The organism is Pseudomonas sp. L7 (assembly GCF_046605565.1).
Classification (GTDB): domain Bacteria; phylum Pseudomonadota; class Gammaproteobacteria; order Pseudomonadales; family Pseudomonadaceae; genus Aquipseudomonas; species Aquipseudomonas wayambapalatensis.
Map to the genome: position 1 here is coordinate 1569257 of NZ_CP176784.1, position 15734 is coordinate 1584990.

A 15734-nucleotide genomic window follows, 5' to 3' on the forward strand; every position below is an offset into this window, starting at 1 on the left:
AAAGTCCAGCCCAATCCCCTGTGGGAGCGGCGGTTCGGCGTGCCGACTTGTCCCGCGATCGGGCGCGAAGCGGCCGTAGAACCTGGCACCGAGATTTATCAGGACGATCTCGACTGCCTGGCTTGCGGCCGCTTCGCGCCCGATCGCGGGACAAGCCCGCTCCTACAGCGACCGAGTCGGCTGCAGCACGCACCGCAATGCGACATTTTGATTAAATACTCTAGAAATGACTCATAGAGTTCATTGAGTCACTTTGGTGACTCTTGAGGCTTGCGAAGCCCTCTAGGCGACCCCAGGCAAAGCTGTTACTCTCGGCGCGCTTTCAGATGATGCGGTTTGCAATGAATCCCTTCATCTCATATCAATAATAAACGCATCGACGCGTGAAGAATTCGCTGTTGCTAAAGGAGTGGGCTTCCATGATCGAACATTTTTGGAAGGATAAATACCCAGCCGGAATTACGGCGGAAATCAATCCTGACGAATTCCCCAACATCCAGGCCGTACTGAAGCAATCCTGCCAGCGCTTCGCCGACAAACCGGCGTTCAGCAACCTCGGCAAGACCCTTACCTACGGCGAGCTGTACACCCTGTCCGGCGCTTTCGCGGCCTGGCTGCAACAGCACACCGACCTCAAGCCCGGCGATCGCATCGCCGTGCAACTGCCCAATGTACTGCAATATCCCGTCGCCGTGTTCGGTGCCATGCGCGCCGGCCTGGTCGTGGTCAACACCAACCCGCTGTATACCGCGCGTGAGCTGGAGCATCAGTTCACCGATTCCGGTGCCAAGGCCGTGGTGTGCCTGGCCAACATGGCGCACTTGGTCGAGAAGGTCCTGCCCAAGACCCAGGTCAAGCACGTCATCGTTACCGAAGTGGCCGACCTGCTGCCGCCGCTCAAGCGCGTGCTGATCAACAGCGTCATCAAGTATGTGAAGAAGATGGTGCCGGCCTACAGCCTGCCCCAGGCCGTGCGCTTCAACGATGCACTGGCCAAGGGCCGTGGCCAGCCGGTCATCGAGGCCAGCCCGCAAGCCAATGACGTGGCTGTGCTGCAATACACCGGCGGCACTACGGGTGTGGCCAAGGGCGCGATGCTGACCCACCGCAACCTGGTCTCCAACATGCTGCAGTGCCGCGCGCTGATGGGCTCGAACCTGCAGGAAGGCTCCGAGATCATCATCACGCCGCTGCCGCTGTACCACATCTACGCGTTCACCTTCCATTGCATGGCGATGATGCTGATCGGTAACCACAACGTGCTGATCAGCAACCCGCGCGACCTGCCGGCGATGGTCAAGGAGCTGGGCAAGTGGAAGTTCAGCGGCTTCGTCGGGCTGAACACCCTGTTCGTCGCCCTGTGCAACAACGAAACCTTCCGCAGCCTGGACTTCTCGGCGCTGAAGGTCACGCTTTCTGGCGGCATGGCCCTGCAACTGAGCGTGGCCGAGCGCTGGAAGGCGGTCACCGGCTGCGCCATTTGCGAAGGCTACGGCATGACCGAGACCAGCCCGGTGGCGGCGGTCAACCCGTCCGAAGCCAACCAGATCGGCACCATCGGCATTCCGGTGCCGTCCACCCTGTGCAAGGTCATCGACGACAGCGGCCAGGAACTGCCGCTGGGCGAGATCGGCGAGTTGTGCATCAAGGGCCCGCAGGTGATGAAGGGCTACTGGCAGCGCGAAGACGCCACCGCCGAGATCCTCGACAGCGAAGGCTGGCTGAAGACCGGTGACATCGCGGTGATTCAGCCCGACGGCTACATGCGCATCGTCGACCGCAAGAAGGACATGATCCTGGTCTCGGGCTTCAACGTGTACCCCAACGAGCTGGAAGACGTGCTGGTTTCCCTGCCGGGCGTGCTGCAATGTGCCGCGATCGGCGTGCCTGACGAGAAGTCGGGCGAGGTGATCAAGATGTTCATCGTCGCCAAGCCGGGTGTCACGCTGACCAAGGAGCAGGTGATGGAGCACATGCGTGCCAACGTCACCGGCTACAAGGTGCCGCGCTTCATCGAGTTCCGCGATGCCCTGCCGACCACCAACGTTGGCAAGATCCTGCGTCGTGAGCTGCGCGACGAAGAAATGAAGAAGCTTGGGCTGAAGAAGATCGCCTGATTCACACCGGCCCGCTCCTGCAAGAACGGGCCGGTTTTGGTTTCAGCGCAACTTTTCCAGCATCTGGTAGTACCACATCCCCACCGACAGCAGCGGATTGCCCAGCAAATCCCCCATCGGCACCTTGATGTGCTTGCACGCGGCAAAGGTGTCGAACTTCTCCAGCGTCCCGGTCAACGCCTCGGCCATGATCTCGCCCATGATGTGGCTGGTCGCGATGCCATGCCCGGAGTAACCCTGGCAGTACCAGACGTTGTCCGACAGCTTGCCCAGCTGCGGGATGCGGTTGACCACGATGCCCATGGCGCAGCTCCACTTGAATTCGATCGGCACGCCCTTGAGCGCCGGGAAGGTGCGCTCGATGCAGGGGCGCAGCTCGGCTTCGATGTCCCGCGAATCACGCCCCGAATAGTTGGCGCCGCCGCCGAACAGCAGGCGCTTGTCGGCGGTCAGGCGGTAGTAGTCGAGGACGAAGCGACAGTCGTACACCGCCAGGTCCTCGGGGTTGATCTGCTCGGCCAGCTCGCCCAGGGGCGCGGTGGTCACGATGCCGCCCATGGCCGGGAAGATCTTGCCCTTGAGCTGGCGCTGTTCGAGCTTGTGGTACACATCGCCCGCCAGCAATACCTGGCGCGCCTCGATCCGACCGTTGGCAGTGACCACCGCCGGGCGCGGACCGTGGACGATATCCAGCACTTCTGAATTCTCGAAGATCAGCGCGCCGAGGCTGTGCGCAGCCCGCGCCTCGCCCAGGCACAGATTGAGCGGATGCAGGTGCAGGTTGCGCGTGTTCTTCAGTGCCCCGAGATACAGCGGGCTTTGCAGGTGGCGCGAGATGCCTTGGCGGTCGAGCAGTTGCACCTGGTCGCCCATCCCACGGCGCTGGGCCTCGGCTTCGAAGGCGCGCAGTTCCTCCATATGCGACGGCTTCATCGCGGCATGCAGGTGGCCGCGCTTGAGATCGCACTGGATGCCGTAGCGCGCCACGCGTTGCTCGATGATCTGGTGCCCGCGCCAGCGCAGGTGCCAGATGAAATCATCCACCTCGCTGCCGAGCCGGTCACGCATCTGCGTGCGCATGGCCTCGTCGCCGGACAGGCTGCCAGTCACCTGGCCACCATTGCGCCCGCTGGCGCCCCAGCCGATGCGATTGGTCTCGACGATGGCGACCTTCAGGCCGCGCTCGGCCAGCTCCACGGCGGTGGCGACACCGGTGAAGCCGCCACCGATGATCGCCACGTCTACCTGCTCGGTGCCCTTGAGCGTCGGGTACTCGGTCTGATCATTAAGGGTGGCGCTGTAGTAGGACGGTGCGCGCTGGGCCGGGCCGTTGTTCAGTGCTGCGTTCATGGGGTGTTCCTTGTTCTGAATAGGGTAGGGCTCAGGCCTGGTGCAGGTACCAGCGCCAGTCCTGTTCGCTGACTTCGGCCATGAACTGGCGGTATTCGGCGCGTTTGACCTTCAGGTATACGCCGAGGAACGCATCGCCCAGCGCTTCGCGAGCCCAAACCGAGTGCTCCAGTGCATCGAGGGCAGTGAGCCAGTCGGTGGGCAGGTGCTCGGTGGCCTGGGCATAGCCGTTGCCCTCGACCGGAGCGCCGGGGTCCAGTTGTTCGCGAATGCCTTGGTGCGTGGCGGCGAGAATGGCCGCGGCAGCCAGATAAGGGTTGGCATCGGCGCCGCAGATACGGTGCTCGATGTGTCGGCTGGGGGCAGGGCCGCCGGGCACGCGCAGGCTCACGGTGCGGTTGTCGACACCCCAGGTCGGCGCCAGCGGCGCATAGCTGTTGGCCTGGAAGCGGCGGAACGAGTTGGCGTTGGGGCAGAACAGCAGCAGCGAATCGCGCAGGTGGCGCAGCATGCCGGCCACGGCCTGGCGCAGCAGCGGCGTGCCGGCCGGGTCTTCGCTGGCGAACAGGTTGCGGCCTTCGCTGTCAGCCAGGCTCAGGTGCATGTGCATGCCGGTGCCGGCAATCTGCGCGAAGGGCTTGGCCATGAAGCAGGCCTGCATGCCATGGGCGTGGGCCACGCCCTTGACCAGGCGCTTGTAGCGCACCGCCTGGTCCATGGCCGCCAGGGCATCGCCGTGCTCCAGGGTAATTTCCACCTGGCCGGGGGCGTATTCGGAAATCGCCGTGCGCGCCGGAATGCCCTGGGCCTTGCAGGCGGCATACAGGTCGGCGAGGAAGGGTTCGATCTGTTCCAGTTCACGCAGGCCGTAGACCTGTGTGCTGCGTGGCCGGCCGCCGTCGCTGTCGAGCGCCGGTTGCGGGCGGCCCTGGGCATCGCGCTGCTGGTCGAGCAGGTAGAACTCCAGCTCGCAGGCCATCACCGGGTGATAACCGTCGGCCTTCAGGGCCTCGATGGTGCGCAGCAGGACATGGCGTGGGTCGGCAATGCTGGCGGGCAGGCCTTCGCTGGGGTGCATGCTGACCTGCACCGCGGCGGTCGGCACCCGGCGCCAGGGCAGGCGCACCAGGCTGCCATCCAGGGGATAGGCGCGACAGTCGATGTCGCCGACATCCCAGACCAGGCCCGAGTTTTCCACATCGTCGCCATTGAGGGTCAGGCCAAGGATGGTGCTGGGCAGCGGCCGGCCGCTTTCATACACCGCCATCAGCTCGTCACGGTGCAGCAGCTTGCCGCGCGGCACGCCGTTGGCGTCGAGGATGAACAGTTCGATCAGGTCGATATCGGGGTTTTCGGCCAGAAAGCCGCGGGCTTGCTCGGGGTTGGCAAAGTGCATGGAGGCTTGCTCGCGCCCCTGTCGTTCAGGGGCGCACAAGACCACCGCGGGTTGACGCGGTGTGTCGGATGGATTCAGGCAGCCGCAGGGCTGCGGTAGGCGTCAATGGACAGCGAGCGAGGTATCCGGCGGGCGAGCATGGCGGCAGTGCCACAGGGCCCAGAAGGCGAGGATGACGTGGACCAGCGGATTTTCACCAGCGCGGGCGCTGACCTTCGGCAGCGAAGGGCGTGACAGCGGGGGCGCGGTGATCGGGTCGGGAATCATGCCCTGGATACTCACATGGTGGGTAAGGTTGATTCAAGCAGTGAATGGCGACGTTCACTCCGCAGTTGGCTAAACATTTGCGCCGCTTGGTGATGGGGTTTCGGAGTAGTCCTGCGAGATGTTCAGACCGTAATGGATAGGGGTCCACAGTCCAGCAGCCTGATGCTGATCATTTAATCCGGGGTAGTGATGGCTGACGTCTTTGCAATTGGCTTCATCTGCATTCTCGCGGTAGGCGTCGACTGGCTATTCCGGTCTAGCAGGCTCCGAGTGTTCATGTATCTGGTTTTCATGGCAGCAGCGATTACGAGTTGCACGAAACTGGGTGAGCACGAAAACCTATTGCTCGACGGTTTGGTCTGGACCGTCTTTTTCACGATGGCTGGCACACGACTGCTGTTCAAGCGTTCGCGGTATTTCGAACGGGATCGGGGCTGATCGGAAATTGCCGGCGCGCGCGGTCGCGTAGGAGTAACCGTCTTGTTCAAAATCTGACAGCCAGCTCAGTCCCTGTGGGAGCGGGCTCGCCCGCGAAGAGGCCGGTACAGGCAGCAGAGAACCGCCAAATCTGCGACAATCGCGCATCCTCAAGAATGCCGATCATGCAAAAGCAGGCTCACCTGCATCATCAGAAAGCCCCATGACTGACCACGCCATCGACAAACTGCTGCAAAACCTCGACCACGCCATGATCGCCGACCGCCATCGCCTGCGGCGGCAACTGCACGAGCTGCGCAAGCGCCCCGACGAGGGCAAGCTGGCGCAGTGGGTGGAGAAGGTCCAGGCGTCCTGTGCCCAGGTCACCGCGCGCCAGCAGAGCGTGCCGAGCATCCGCTACGACGACAACCTGCCCATCGCCGCCAAGCGCGACGAGATCAAGAAGGCCCTGGCAGAGCACCAGGTGCTGGTGATCGCCGGCGAAACCGGCTCGGGCAAGACCACCCAGTTGCCGAAGATCTGCCTGGAACTGGGCCGCGGCAGTCATGGCCTGATCGCCCATACCCAGCCACGCCGGATCGCCGCGCGCAGTGTGGCGGCGCGGGTTGCCGAGGAGCTCGGCACACCGCTTGGGGCGCTGGTCGGTTACCAGGTGCGTTTCGAGGACCAGAGCGACTCGAACACCCTGGTCAAGCTGATGACCGACGGTATCCTGCTGGCCGAAACCCAGCACGACCGCTTCCTCGAGCGCTACGACACGATCATCGTCGACGAAGCCCACGAGCGCAGCCTGAACATCGACTTCCTGCTCGGCTACCTCAAGACCCTGCTGCACCGGCGCCCTGACCTCAAGCTGATCATCACCTCGGCGACCATCGACCTGGAGCGCTTCTCCAAGCACTTCGATGGCGCGCCGATCATCGAGGTGTCCGGCCGCACCTACCCGGTGGACACCTGGTACCGCCCGCTGACCAGCGAGCAGGACGAGGAGGGTAACCAAGTCGAGGATGACCTCACCGTCGATCAGGCGATCCTCGCCACGCTGGATGAAATCGCCCAGCACGAGCGCAGCCAGGGCAAGGGCCCGGGCGATGTGCTGGTGTTCCTGCCCGGCGAGCGCGAGATTCGCGATGCCGCCGAAATCCTGCGCAAGGCACAACTGCGCCACACCGAAATCCTGCCGCTGTACGCGCGCCTGACCCCGGCCGAGCAGCAGAAGATCTTCCAGTCCCACAGTGGCCGGCGCGTGGTACTGGCGACCAACGTCGCCGAAACCTCGCTGACCGTGCCGGGCATCCGCTACGTGATCGACAGCGGCACCGCGCGCATCAGCCGCTACAGCTACCGCGCCAAGGTCCAGCGCCTGCCCATCGAGGCGGTGTCGCAGGCCAGCGCCAACCAGCGTAAAGGCCGTTGCGGGCGGGTCGAGCCGGGGATCTGCATCCGTCTCTACAGCGAGGATGATTTCAACGGCCGCCCGGCCTTCACCGACCCTGAGATCCTGCGCACCAACCTGGCGGCGGTGATCCTGCAGATGCTGCACCTGCGCCTGGGCGAGATCGACGCGTTTCCGTTCATCGAGCCGCCGGATGGCAAGGCTATCAGCGACGGCTTCAACCTGTTGCAGGAGCTCTCGGCGGTCAACCGCGAGAACCAGCTCACGCCGCTGGGCCGCCAGTTGGCGCGTCTGCCGATCGACCCGCGGCTGGGCCGCATGCTGCTCGAAGGTGCCCGCCAGGGCAGCCTGCAGGAAGTGCTGATCGTCGCCAGTGCGCTGTCGGTGCAGGACCCGCGCGAGCGACCGCCAGAGCGCCAGCAGGCCGCTGACCAGGCGCACGCGCAGTGGAAAGATGTCGATTCGGACTTCGCCGCGCTGGTCAACCTTTGGCGCGGCTTCGAGGAACAGCGCCAGGCGTTGACCGCCAACCCGCTGCGCAACTGGTGCCGCAAGCAGTTCCTCAACTACCTGCGCCTGCGCGAGTGGCGTGATGCGCACCGCCAGCTGTCGCTGATCTGCCGCGACCTGCAGTTGGCGGTGAACAAGGAAGCCTCCGACTACCAGCGGATGCACAAGGCGATCCTCAGTGGTCTGCTCAGCCAGATCGGCCACAAGACCGAAGAGGGTGATTACCAGGGCGCGCGTCAGCGGCGCTTCTGGGTGCACCCCTCGTCCGGCATCGGCCGCAAGCGCCCGCAGTGGGTGATGGCCGCCGAGCTGGTGGAAACCACCAAGCTGTATGCGCGCATGGTCGCCAAGATCGAGCCGGACTGGATCGAGCCGCTGGCCGGGCATCTGATCAAGAAGAACCATTTCGAGCCGCACTGGGAGAAGAAGCGCGGTCAGGTGGTTGCCTATGAGCAGATCACGCTTTATGGCTTGATCCTGGTCGGTCGTCGCCCGGTGCACTTCGGTCCGATCGATCCGGTGACCTCGCGCGAGCTGTTCATCCGCGAGGGGCTGGTCGGTGGCGAGATCCAGTCCAGGGCCAAGTGCCTGTCGGCCAACAAGCGCCTGCTCGAGCAGCTCGACGAGCTGGAAGCCAAGGCCCGCCGTCGTGACATCCTGGCCGACGAAGAGACACTGTACGCGTTCTACGAGGCGCGCCTGCCCGAAGAGATCCACCAGACCGCGACCTTCGACAGCTGGTACCGGATGAACAGCCAGAAGGACGCCAACCTGCTGATCATGCGCGAAGAGGACGTGCTCGCCCGTGAGGCCAGCGAAGTCACCGCCGCGCAGTACCCGGACCACCTGCAGGTGGGCGACCTGCGCCTGCCGCTGAGCTATCACTTCGAACCCAATCACCCGCGTGACGGTGTCACCGTGCGGGTGCCTGCGCCCCTGCTGCCGAACCTGCCGGGCGAACGCCTGGAGTGGTTGGTGCCGGGGTTGCTGGAGGCCAAGTGCGTGGCCCTGGTGCGCAACCTGCCCAAGGCCTTGCGCAAGAACTTCGTGCCGGTGCCGGACTTCGTCAAGGCGGCATTGTCGCGCATGAGCTTCGGCCAAGGTGCCTTGCCGCAGGCCCTGGGCCAGGAGCTGTTGCGCATGACCGGGGCGCGGGTGTCCGACGAGGCGTGGGCCGAATCGGCCGGCCAGGTCGAAGGGCACCTGCGCATGAACATCGAGGTGGTCGACGGCCAGGGCAAGTTCCTCGGCGAAGGCCGCGACCTGGCTGAGCTGACCGCGCGTTTCGCCGCCGCCAGCCAGGCCGCCCTGGCGTTGCCACGTAGCGAGAAGACCGAACAGCCGGTGCAGGCCAAGGCCTTCGCCCAGGTGGCGCAGACTGCCCAGCAGAAGATTGCCGGCCTGTCGCTGACGGTCTACCCGGCACTGGTGGAAGACAACGGCGCGGTGCGCGAGGGGCGTTTCTCGACCCAGGCCGAAGCCGAATTCCAGCACCGCCGCGCGCTGCAGCGCTTGTTGCTGCAACAGCTGGCCGAGCCTGCCAAGTTCCTGCGCGGCAAGTTGCCGGGGCTGACCGAGCTGGGGCTGTTGTACCGCGAGTTGGGCCGTGTCGAGTCGCTGGTCGAGGACATCCTGCTGGCCAGCCTCGACAGCTGTGTGCTCGAAGGCGAGACGCCACTGCCGCGCGACGGCGCCGCACTGGCCTCGCTCGCCGAACGCAAGCGTGGCGACTGGGCCGAGCATGCCGAGCGGCTGGCACGCCAGACCCTGGAAGTGCTCAAGCTGTGGCATGGCCTGCAGAAGCGCTTCAAGGGCAAGATCGACCTGAGCCAGGCCGTGGCGCTGAACGATATCAAGCAGCAACTGGGCAACCTGGTCTACCCAGGCTTCGTGCGCGAGACGCCGGCGCAGTGGTTCAAGGAACTGCCGCGCTATCTGAAGGCCATCGAGCTACGTCTGGAGAAGCTGGGCTCGCAGGTGCAGAAGGACCGGGTCTGGAGCGGCGAGCTGGGCAACCTGTGGACACAGTACAAGACCCGCGCCGACAAGCATGCCCAGGAGGGCAAGCGTGACGCCGAGCTGACTCTGTATCGCTGGTTGCTGGAGGAGTACCGGGTGTCGCTGTTCGCGCAGCAGTTGGGGACGAAAGTGGCGGTTTCCGATAAGCGATTAAGCAAGCAGTGGAGTTTGGTGGAAGCCTAAATTCCCTGAATTGTGGCAATATTGGTGCAATTTGGGCCGCGTTGCGGCCCATCGCATGACAACCGCGCTCTCACTTTGTGGGAGCGGGCTTGCCCCGCGATCGAGGGCGCAGCCCTCGCTGACGATCTCAAGTTGGCACTAAAGTGCCATTAATCACAGCCCATCCCGGCCAACGCCCGACAGGCGCAGGCCACAGACCAGAGGAACGACCGTGCATAACGTCGTGATCAGCGGCACCGGCCTGTATACCCCGGCCCAGAGCATCTCCAACGAAGAACTGGTGGAATCCTTCAACACCTGGTCGCAACAGTTCAACGCAGACAACGCCGCCGCCATCGAGCGTGGCGAGGTCGAGCCGGCGCCGCTGTCCGACGCGGCGTTCATCGAAAAGGCGTCGGGCATCAAGAGCCGCTTCGTCATGGACAAGGCCGGCATCCTCGACCCGCAGCGCATGAAGCCACGCCTGCCGGAGCGCTCCAACGACGAGTACTCCATTCTTTGCGAAATGGCCGTGGCCGCCGCCCGCCAGGCACTGGAGCGTGCCGGTCGTACCGCTGCCGACGTCGACGGGGTGATCGTCGCCTGTTCCAACCTGCAGCGCGCCTATCCTGCGATTGCCATCGAAGTGCAGCAGGCCTTGGGTATCCAGGGCTTCGGCTTCGACATGAACGTGGCCTGCTCCTCGGCCACCTTCGGCATCCAGAACGCCGCCAACAGCATCCAGCTCGGCCAGGCCCGGGCGATCCTGATGGTCAACCCGGAGATCTGCACCGGGCACCTGAACTTCCGTGACCGCGACAGCCACTTTATCTTTGGTGATGCCGCTACTGCCGTGTTGCTCGAGCGCGCCGACAAGGCCACCTCGAAGCATCAGTTCGACATCGTCAGCACCAAGCTGCTGACCTCGTTCTCCAACAACATCCGCAACAACTTCGGCTTCCTCAACCGTGCGGCGGAGGAGGGTGAAGGCACCCGCGACAAACTGTTCGTGCAGGAAGGGCGCAAGGTGTTCAAGGAAGTCTGCCCGATGGTCGCCGAGTTGATCGGCAAGCACCTGGCCGAGAACGACCTGCAGCCGTCCGACGTCAAGCGCTTCTGGCTGCACCAGGCCAACCTGAGCATGAACCACCTGATCGTCAAGAAACTGCTGGGGCGTGAGGTGAGCGAGCAGGAGGCACCGGTGATTCTCGACCGTTATGCCAATACCAGTTCGGCCGGCTCGGTGATTGCCTTCCACCTGTACCAGGATGACCTGGCCGAGGGTTCGCTGGCGGTGCTGAGTTCGTTCGGGGCGGGGTATTCGATTGGCAGTGTGATTCTGCGCAAGCGCTGATAACGGCGGCGGCCTTTTCAGCAGACGAAAAAAAGCGGGAAGCGCCGGATGGGGTCGGCACTTCCCGCTGAGCTACGCAGGGGAGCGTTCTTTTAGAACTTGGCTTCCAGGTCGACCTGCAGGGTGTCGACGTCCGCGTCGGTGTTCGGCAGCTGCGAACGGTCGGTCTTGGCCATCAGGTAAGCCGCGCCGACAGCGAAGTTCTTGTCGATTTCGTAACCGACCTTGAACTTGTGACCACGGTTACCGGTGAAGCCGTTACCGAAGTCGGAGTCGGTGAAGGCGCTGACCACAGCGTTGCGCTGCACGTCGCGGTAGTTGTAGTCCAGGCTCCAGGCGCCGAGCTTGGTCTTCACACCAGCCAGCCAGGCCTTGTCTTCGCCGTCGGTGCTTTCGGTGTTCTTCACGTACTGACCGTAGGCTGCCAGCGGGATGGCGAAGCCGGTGAAGTCGATCTGACCGAAGCCTTCCACCAGGTTGAATTCGTTGGTGGTGTTGCCGAACTGACGCAGGGCGGCAGATTCCTTGTCGTTGTCGTAGCCGTAGATGCTGCCGCCAACGGTGACCTTGAGGGTGTCAGCCGGTGCGAAGCGGGCACCCAACTGGCCGTGGTACAGCTGGGCGTCGTGCTTGAACTGCACGCCGTCGCCGTCGACGTTGTCCTTGAGGGTGTACTGACCGGCGCTGCCGAACAGCTCGGCGCCGCCCAGGTTGGTCTTGTAGGTAACAGCCACACCTTCCGGGTTCAGGTCACTATCCCAGATGATGTCGCCCATGCTCACCCAAGGCTGCTGCATCTTGCCGCCGATCAGGTGCAGGTTCGGGATGGCGGTCGGGTGCCAGTCGAGGTAGGCCAGGTCGACCCACAGCGATTTCTTCTCGAAGTAGTTGTCCAGACTCTGGTTGGTCGAGCGGCCATCGGCGCTGCTGCCGGTGGCGATACGCACGCCAGCGTCAACCTGCGGGTTGATTTCGCTGTAGAAGCCGACGCGGGCACGGACGCGTTCGCGGTCCTGGTTGCCGCTGCCGCTGCGTGGGTTGTCGACGTTGACGTCTTCGTAACGCAGGCGCACGTCACCCTTGATCTGGGTCTTGGCGGCCCATGCCACTTTCTGTTCGAAGGAGCTCAGGCGCTCGGACTGTGCCTTCTGGTCGGCCTTTTCCTTGGTTTCTTTTGCCAGATCGGCCTGCAGTTCGCTGTACTGCGCCTGGTTGATCGAGCCGTTGGCGCGGAGCATTTCGAGCAGCTTGGCGTCGACTGCAGCACTGGCCGGGGCGCTCAGGGCCAGCATCATGCCGGTGAGGCTAACTCCGGTAAGTGTAGAAACAAGACGCATAAGGTTCTCCCTATTGGAAAAGTGTGGGGAGGCTTGTGTGCGCCCACCCCCAAGTTGGCATGTCTCCGGAAAAGGCCTGACTAGACAGGTTCTCGGCATCCGAAAAACAGGCGCAAGTATTGCGAGGGGGGATTACAGAATAATGTCTATTTAGTGGCACTGCTGTTAAGTAATTACTCACTTGGTTATAAGCACGGTCGTCGTCATTTGAGCGAACCGGCGCCTTTGGCGATACTGGCGACCTGTGTTCAGGGAGCCGAAGTCGTGACCAGCCTCTACAGTCTTGCCCACCTGCGTGACCTTCCGGCACTGTCCTGGGACGCGCTCGTGCCCGCCGGCCAGCCGTTTCTGCGCCATGCTTTCCTCAGCGCGCTGGAGGACAGTGGCAGCGTCAGCCGCCAGACCGGCTGGGCCGCCGAGCACCTGGTGCTGGAGCGCGATGGCGAGGTGCGGGCGTTGCTGCCTGCGTACCGCAAATGGCATTCGTTCGGTGAGTACGTGTTCGACCACGGCTGGGCCGATGCCTGTGAGCGTGCGGGTATCGCCTATTACCCCAAGCTGCTCGGGGCGGTGCCGTTCAGCCCGGTCAGTGGGCCTCGCCTGCTGAGCGCAGACCCTGCCGACGCCCTGCTGTTGCTGCAGGCATTGCCGGAGTACCTGGTCAAGGGTGAACTGTCCGGTGCGCACATCAACTTCACCGACAGCAGCCTGGACGAGCAGATGCTCGGCCAGCCGGGCTGGATGGAGCGCCTGGGCTGCCAGTTCCACTGGCGCAACCGTGGTTATCGGGATTTTCAGGACTTTCTCGACACCCTCAGCTCGCGCAAGCGCAAGCAGATGCGCAAGGAGCGCGAGCAGGTGACCGGACAGGGCATCGACTTCCAGTGGCTGCGCGGCGATGAGCTGGACCAGGCGCGCTGGGATTTCGTCTACCGCTGCTATGCCAACACCTATGCGGTGCGACGACGTGCGCCCTACCTGACCCGTGAGTTCTTCAGCCTGCTGGCCGAGCGCATGCCCGAGGCGCTGCGGGTGGTGGTCGCACGGCAGAACGGCCGCGACGTGGCCATGGCCTTGAGCCTGGTCGGGGGCGACAGTTTCTACGGTCGCTACTGGGGCTGCCTGGACGAATTCGACCGCCTGCATTTCGAGACCTGCTTCTACCAGGGCATGGATTACGCGATTGCCGAGGGGCTGCATCGGTTCGACGCCGGTGCCCAGGGGGAGCACAAGCTGATCCGCGGGTTCGAGCCGGTGCTGACGCGTTCGTGGCACTACTTGCGCCATGCTGGGCTGCGGCGGGCGGTGGATGAGTTTCTGGCTCAGGAGCGAGACGGGGTGAGGGCGTATGCCGAGCAGGCACGGGAGATGCTGCCGTATCGGCGGGGTTGAGTGGGGGCTGTGCCGGCACTATCGCGGGGCAAGTCGGATCGCCGCACCGCCGCTCCCACAGGTACCGCGCTGTCCGTCAGTGCAACGCGCTACCTGGCCGGTTAGAACCCCTCAATCCACCCCGACGAACCCGCCGGTCTGGTGATGCCACAACCGCGCATACAGCCCTTGCTGGGCCAGCAGCTCGGCGTGGCTGCCGCTTTCGACGATACGCCCCTTCTCCAGCACTACCAGACGGTCCATCCGGGCGATGGTCGACAGGCGGTGGGCGATGGCGATCACGGTCTTGCCCTGCATCAGGGTTTCCAGGCTCTCCTGGATCGCTGCCTCGACTTCCGAGTCCAGCGCCGAGGTCGCTTCATCCATGATCAGGATCGGCGCATTCTTCAACAGCACGCGGGCAATGGCGATGCGCTGGCGCTGGCCGCCGGAGAGCTTGACCCCGCGCTCGCCTACATGGGCGTCGAAGCCGGTGCGGCCCTGGGCGTCGGACAACTGCGGGATGAACTCGTCGGCCCGGGCGCGGCGCACGGCCTCCCAGACTTCCTCGTCGCTCGCGTCCGGCCGGCCATACAGCAGGTTGTCGCGGATCGAGCGGTGCAGCAGCGAGGTGTCCTGGGTGATCATGCCGATCTGCGCACGCAGGCTGGCCTGGTTGACCTGGGCGATATCCTGACCATCGATGAGGATGCGCCCGCCCTGCACGTCGTACAGGCGCAGCAGCAGGTTGACGAGCGTGGACTTGCCCGCACCGGACGGGCCGATCAGGCCGATCTTCTCGCCCGGGCGAATATCCAGGTTCAGCCCATCGATGACCTTGCCACCCTTGCCGTAGTGGAAGTCGACATCGTCGAAACGTACGCCGCCACGGCTGACCTTCAATGCCGGGGCATTGGGCGTGTCGATGACCGAGACCGGCTGGGCAATGGTCTGCAAGCCATCCTGGACCATGCCGATGTTTTCGAAGATGCCATTGACCACCCACATGATCCAGCCGGACATGTTGACGATACGGATCACCAGGCCCGTGGCCAGGGCAATGGCGCCGACGCTGATCAGCGACTGGCTCCAGAGCCACAGGGCAAGGCCGGTGGTGGCGACCACGAGCAGGCCGTTGAGGGTGGTGATCACCACATCCATACTGGTGATGACGCGTGAGGCCAGTTGCGTCTTCTCGGTCTGTTCGCTGATCGCCTCGCGGGCGTACTGCTGTTCGTAGTCCGTGTGGGCGAACAGCTTGAGGGTGGCGATGTTGGTGTAGCCATCGACGATCCGCCCCATCAGTTTGGAGCGTGCGTCCGAGGACACCACCGAGCGTTCCTTGACCCGCGGCACGAAGTAGTAGAGCGCGGCGATATAGCCGACGATCCAGACCAGCAGCGGAATCATCAGGCGCCAGTCGGCCTCGGCAAACAGCACCAGCGAGCTGATCGCGTAGATCAGCACGTGCCACAGCGCATCCACCGCCTGCACCGCCGAGTCGCGCAGCGAGTTGCCGGTCTGCATGATGCGCTGGGCGATGCGCCCGGCGAAGTCGCTCTGGAAGAAGTTCAGGCTCTGCTTGAGCACATAGGTGTGGTTCTGCCAGCGGATCAGGCTGGTCATCCCCGGGTTGATGGTCTGGTGCACCAGCAGGTCGTGCAGGCCGAAGAACACCGGCCGCAGCAACAGGACCACCACCAGCATCCAGATCAGCTCGCCGCTGTGCTCACTGAAGAAGTTGACGTTGGGCGTGCCCTGGGCCAGGTCGATGATCCGGCTCAGGTAGCTGAACAAGGCCACCTCGATCAGCGAGGCGACCAGGCCGACCACCAGCAAGGCGAGAAAGCTCGGCCAGACCTGGCGCAAGTAGTACAGGTAGAACGGCCAGACCGTGCTCGGCGGCGCCTCGCTGGGCGCCTCACGGAAGATGTCGATCAGTTGTTCGAAGCGACGGTACAGCATGGAAACTCCTGTTGATCCCGCTCGCGGGCGGCGTCACATCCTGTGAGACCCG

Annotated in this window: 8 protein-coding genes; 4 read left to right on the forward strand and 4 right to left on the reverse strand. The window is 64.0% G+C overall.

Going from position 1 to position 15734, the window contains the following annotated elements:
* The first annotated feature begins 419 nt into the window (after nt 1-419).
* Nucleotides 420-2117, forward strand: coding sequence for a long-chain-fatty-acid--CoA ligase FadD1 (gene fadD1 / locus ACK3BK_RS07490; RefSeq protein ID WP_411384019.1), 1698 nt, complete (start codon nt 420-422; stop codon nt 2115-2117).
* Between the two features lie 42 nt (nt 2118-2159).
* Here fadD1 and ACK3BK_RS07495 read toward each other — a convergent pair whose 3' ends face one another.
* The gene (locus tag ACK3BK_RS07495) at nt 2160-3467 is read right to left on the reverse strand and encodes an NAD(P)/FAD-dependent oxidoreductase (RefSeq protein ID WP_411384020.1); all 1308 of its coding nucleotides are present in this window, start codon (nt 3465-3467) and stop codon (nt 2160-2162) included.
* 31 nt (nt 3468-3498) lie between these two features.
* Nucleotides 3499-4863 carry a glutamine synthetase family protein gene (locus ACK3BK_RS07500; RefSeq protein WP_411384021.1) on the reverse strand — a complete coding sequence of 455 codons (1365 nt, stop codon included), beginning with the start codon at nt 4861-4863 and terminating at the stop codon, nt 3499-3501.
* 907 nt (nt 4864-5770) lie between these two features.
* Here ACK3BK_RS07500 and hrpA point away from each other — a divergent pair.
* Both hrpA and ACK3BK_RS07510 read left to right on the forward strand, forming a co-directional pair.
* Nucleotides 5771-9676, forward strand: coding sequence for an ATP-dependent RNA helicase HrpA (gene hrpA, locus ACK3BK_RS07505; RefSeq protein WP_411384022.1), 3906 nt, complete (start codon nt 5771-5773; stop codon nt 9674-9676).
* Nucleotides 9677-9887: 211 nt separating this feature from the next.
* Nucleotides 9888-11009, forward strand: a complete 1122-nt coding sequence (locus ACK3BK_RS07510; RefSeq protein WP_186711840.1) for a beta-ketoacyl-ACP synthase III — start codon at nt 9888-9890, stop codon at nt 11007-11009.
* A 92-nt stretch (nt 11010-11101) separates the two neighbouring features.
* Here ACK3BK_RS07510 and ACK3BK_RS07515 read toward each other — a convergent pair whose 3' ends face one another.
* The gene (locus tag ACK3BK_RS07515; RefSeq protein ID WP_186666879.1) at nt 11102-12346 is read right to left on the reverse strand and encodes a putative porin; all 1245 of its coding nucleotides are present in this window, start codon (nt 12344-12346) and stop codon (nt 11102-11104) included.
* A gap of 264 nt (nt 12347-12610) precedes the next feature.
* Here ACK3BK_RS07515 and ACK3BK_RS07520 point away from each other — a divergent pair, with 264 nt between their 5' ends.
* Complete coding sequence (locus ACK3BK_RS07520) at nt 12611-13738, forward strand: GNAT family N-acetyltransferase (RefSeq protein WP_411384023.1); 1128 nt, start codon at nt 12611-12613, stop codon at nt 13736-13738.
* Between the two features lie 111 nt (nt 13739-13849).
* Here ACK3BK_RS07520 and ACK3BK_RS07525 read toward each other — a convergent pair whose 3' ends face one another.
* Nucleotides 13850-15682: an ABC transporter ATP-binding protein gene (locus ACK3BK_RS07525; RefSeq protein ID WP_411384024.1), complete on the reverse strand. Its 1833-nt coding sequence runs from the start codon at nt 15680-15682 to the stop codon at nt 13850-13852.
* Between the last annotated feature and the right edge of the window lie 52 nt (nt 15683-15734).

What these genes read in the sequence shown, in the direction of transcription:
- fadD1 (WP_411384019.1), top strand. Translation starts at nt 420, where the DNA reads ATGATCGAACATTTTTGGAAGGATAAATACCCAGCCGGAATTACGGCG.
- ACK3BK_RS07495 (WP_411384020.1), bottom strand. Translation starts at nt 3,467, where the DNA reads ATGAACGCAGCACTGAACAACGGCCCGGCCCAGCGCGCACCGTCCTAC.
- ACK3BK_RS07500 (WP_411384021.1), bottom strand. Translation starts at nt 4,863, where the DNA reads ATGCACTTTGCCAACCCCGAGCAAGCCCGCGGCTTTCTGGCCGAAAAC.
- hrpA (WP_411384022.1), top strand. Translation starts at nt 5,771, where the DNA reads ATGACTGACCACGCCATCGACAAACTGCTGCAAAACCTCGACCACGCC.
- ACK3BK_RS07515 (WP_186666879.1), bottom strand. Translation starts at nt 12,346, where the DNA reads ATGCGTCTTGTTTCTACACTTACCGGAGTTAGCCTCACCGGCATGATG.
- ACK3BK_RS07525 (WP_411384024.1), bottom strand. Translation starts at nt 15,682, where the DNA reads ATGCTGTACCGTCGCTTCGAACAACTGATCGACATCTTCCGTGAGGCG.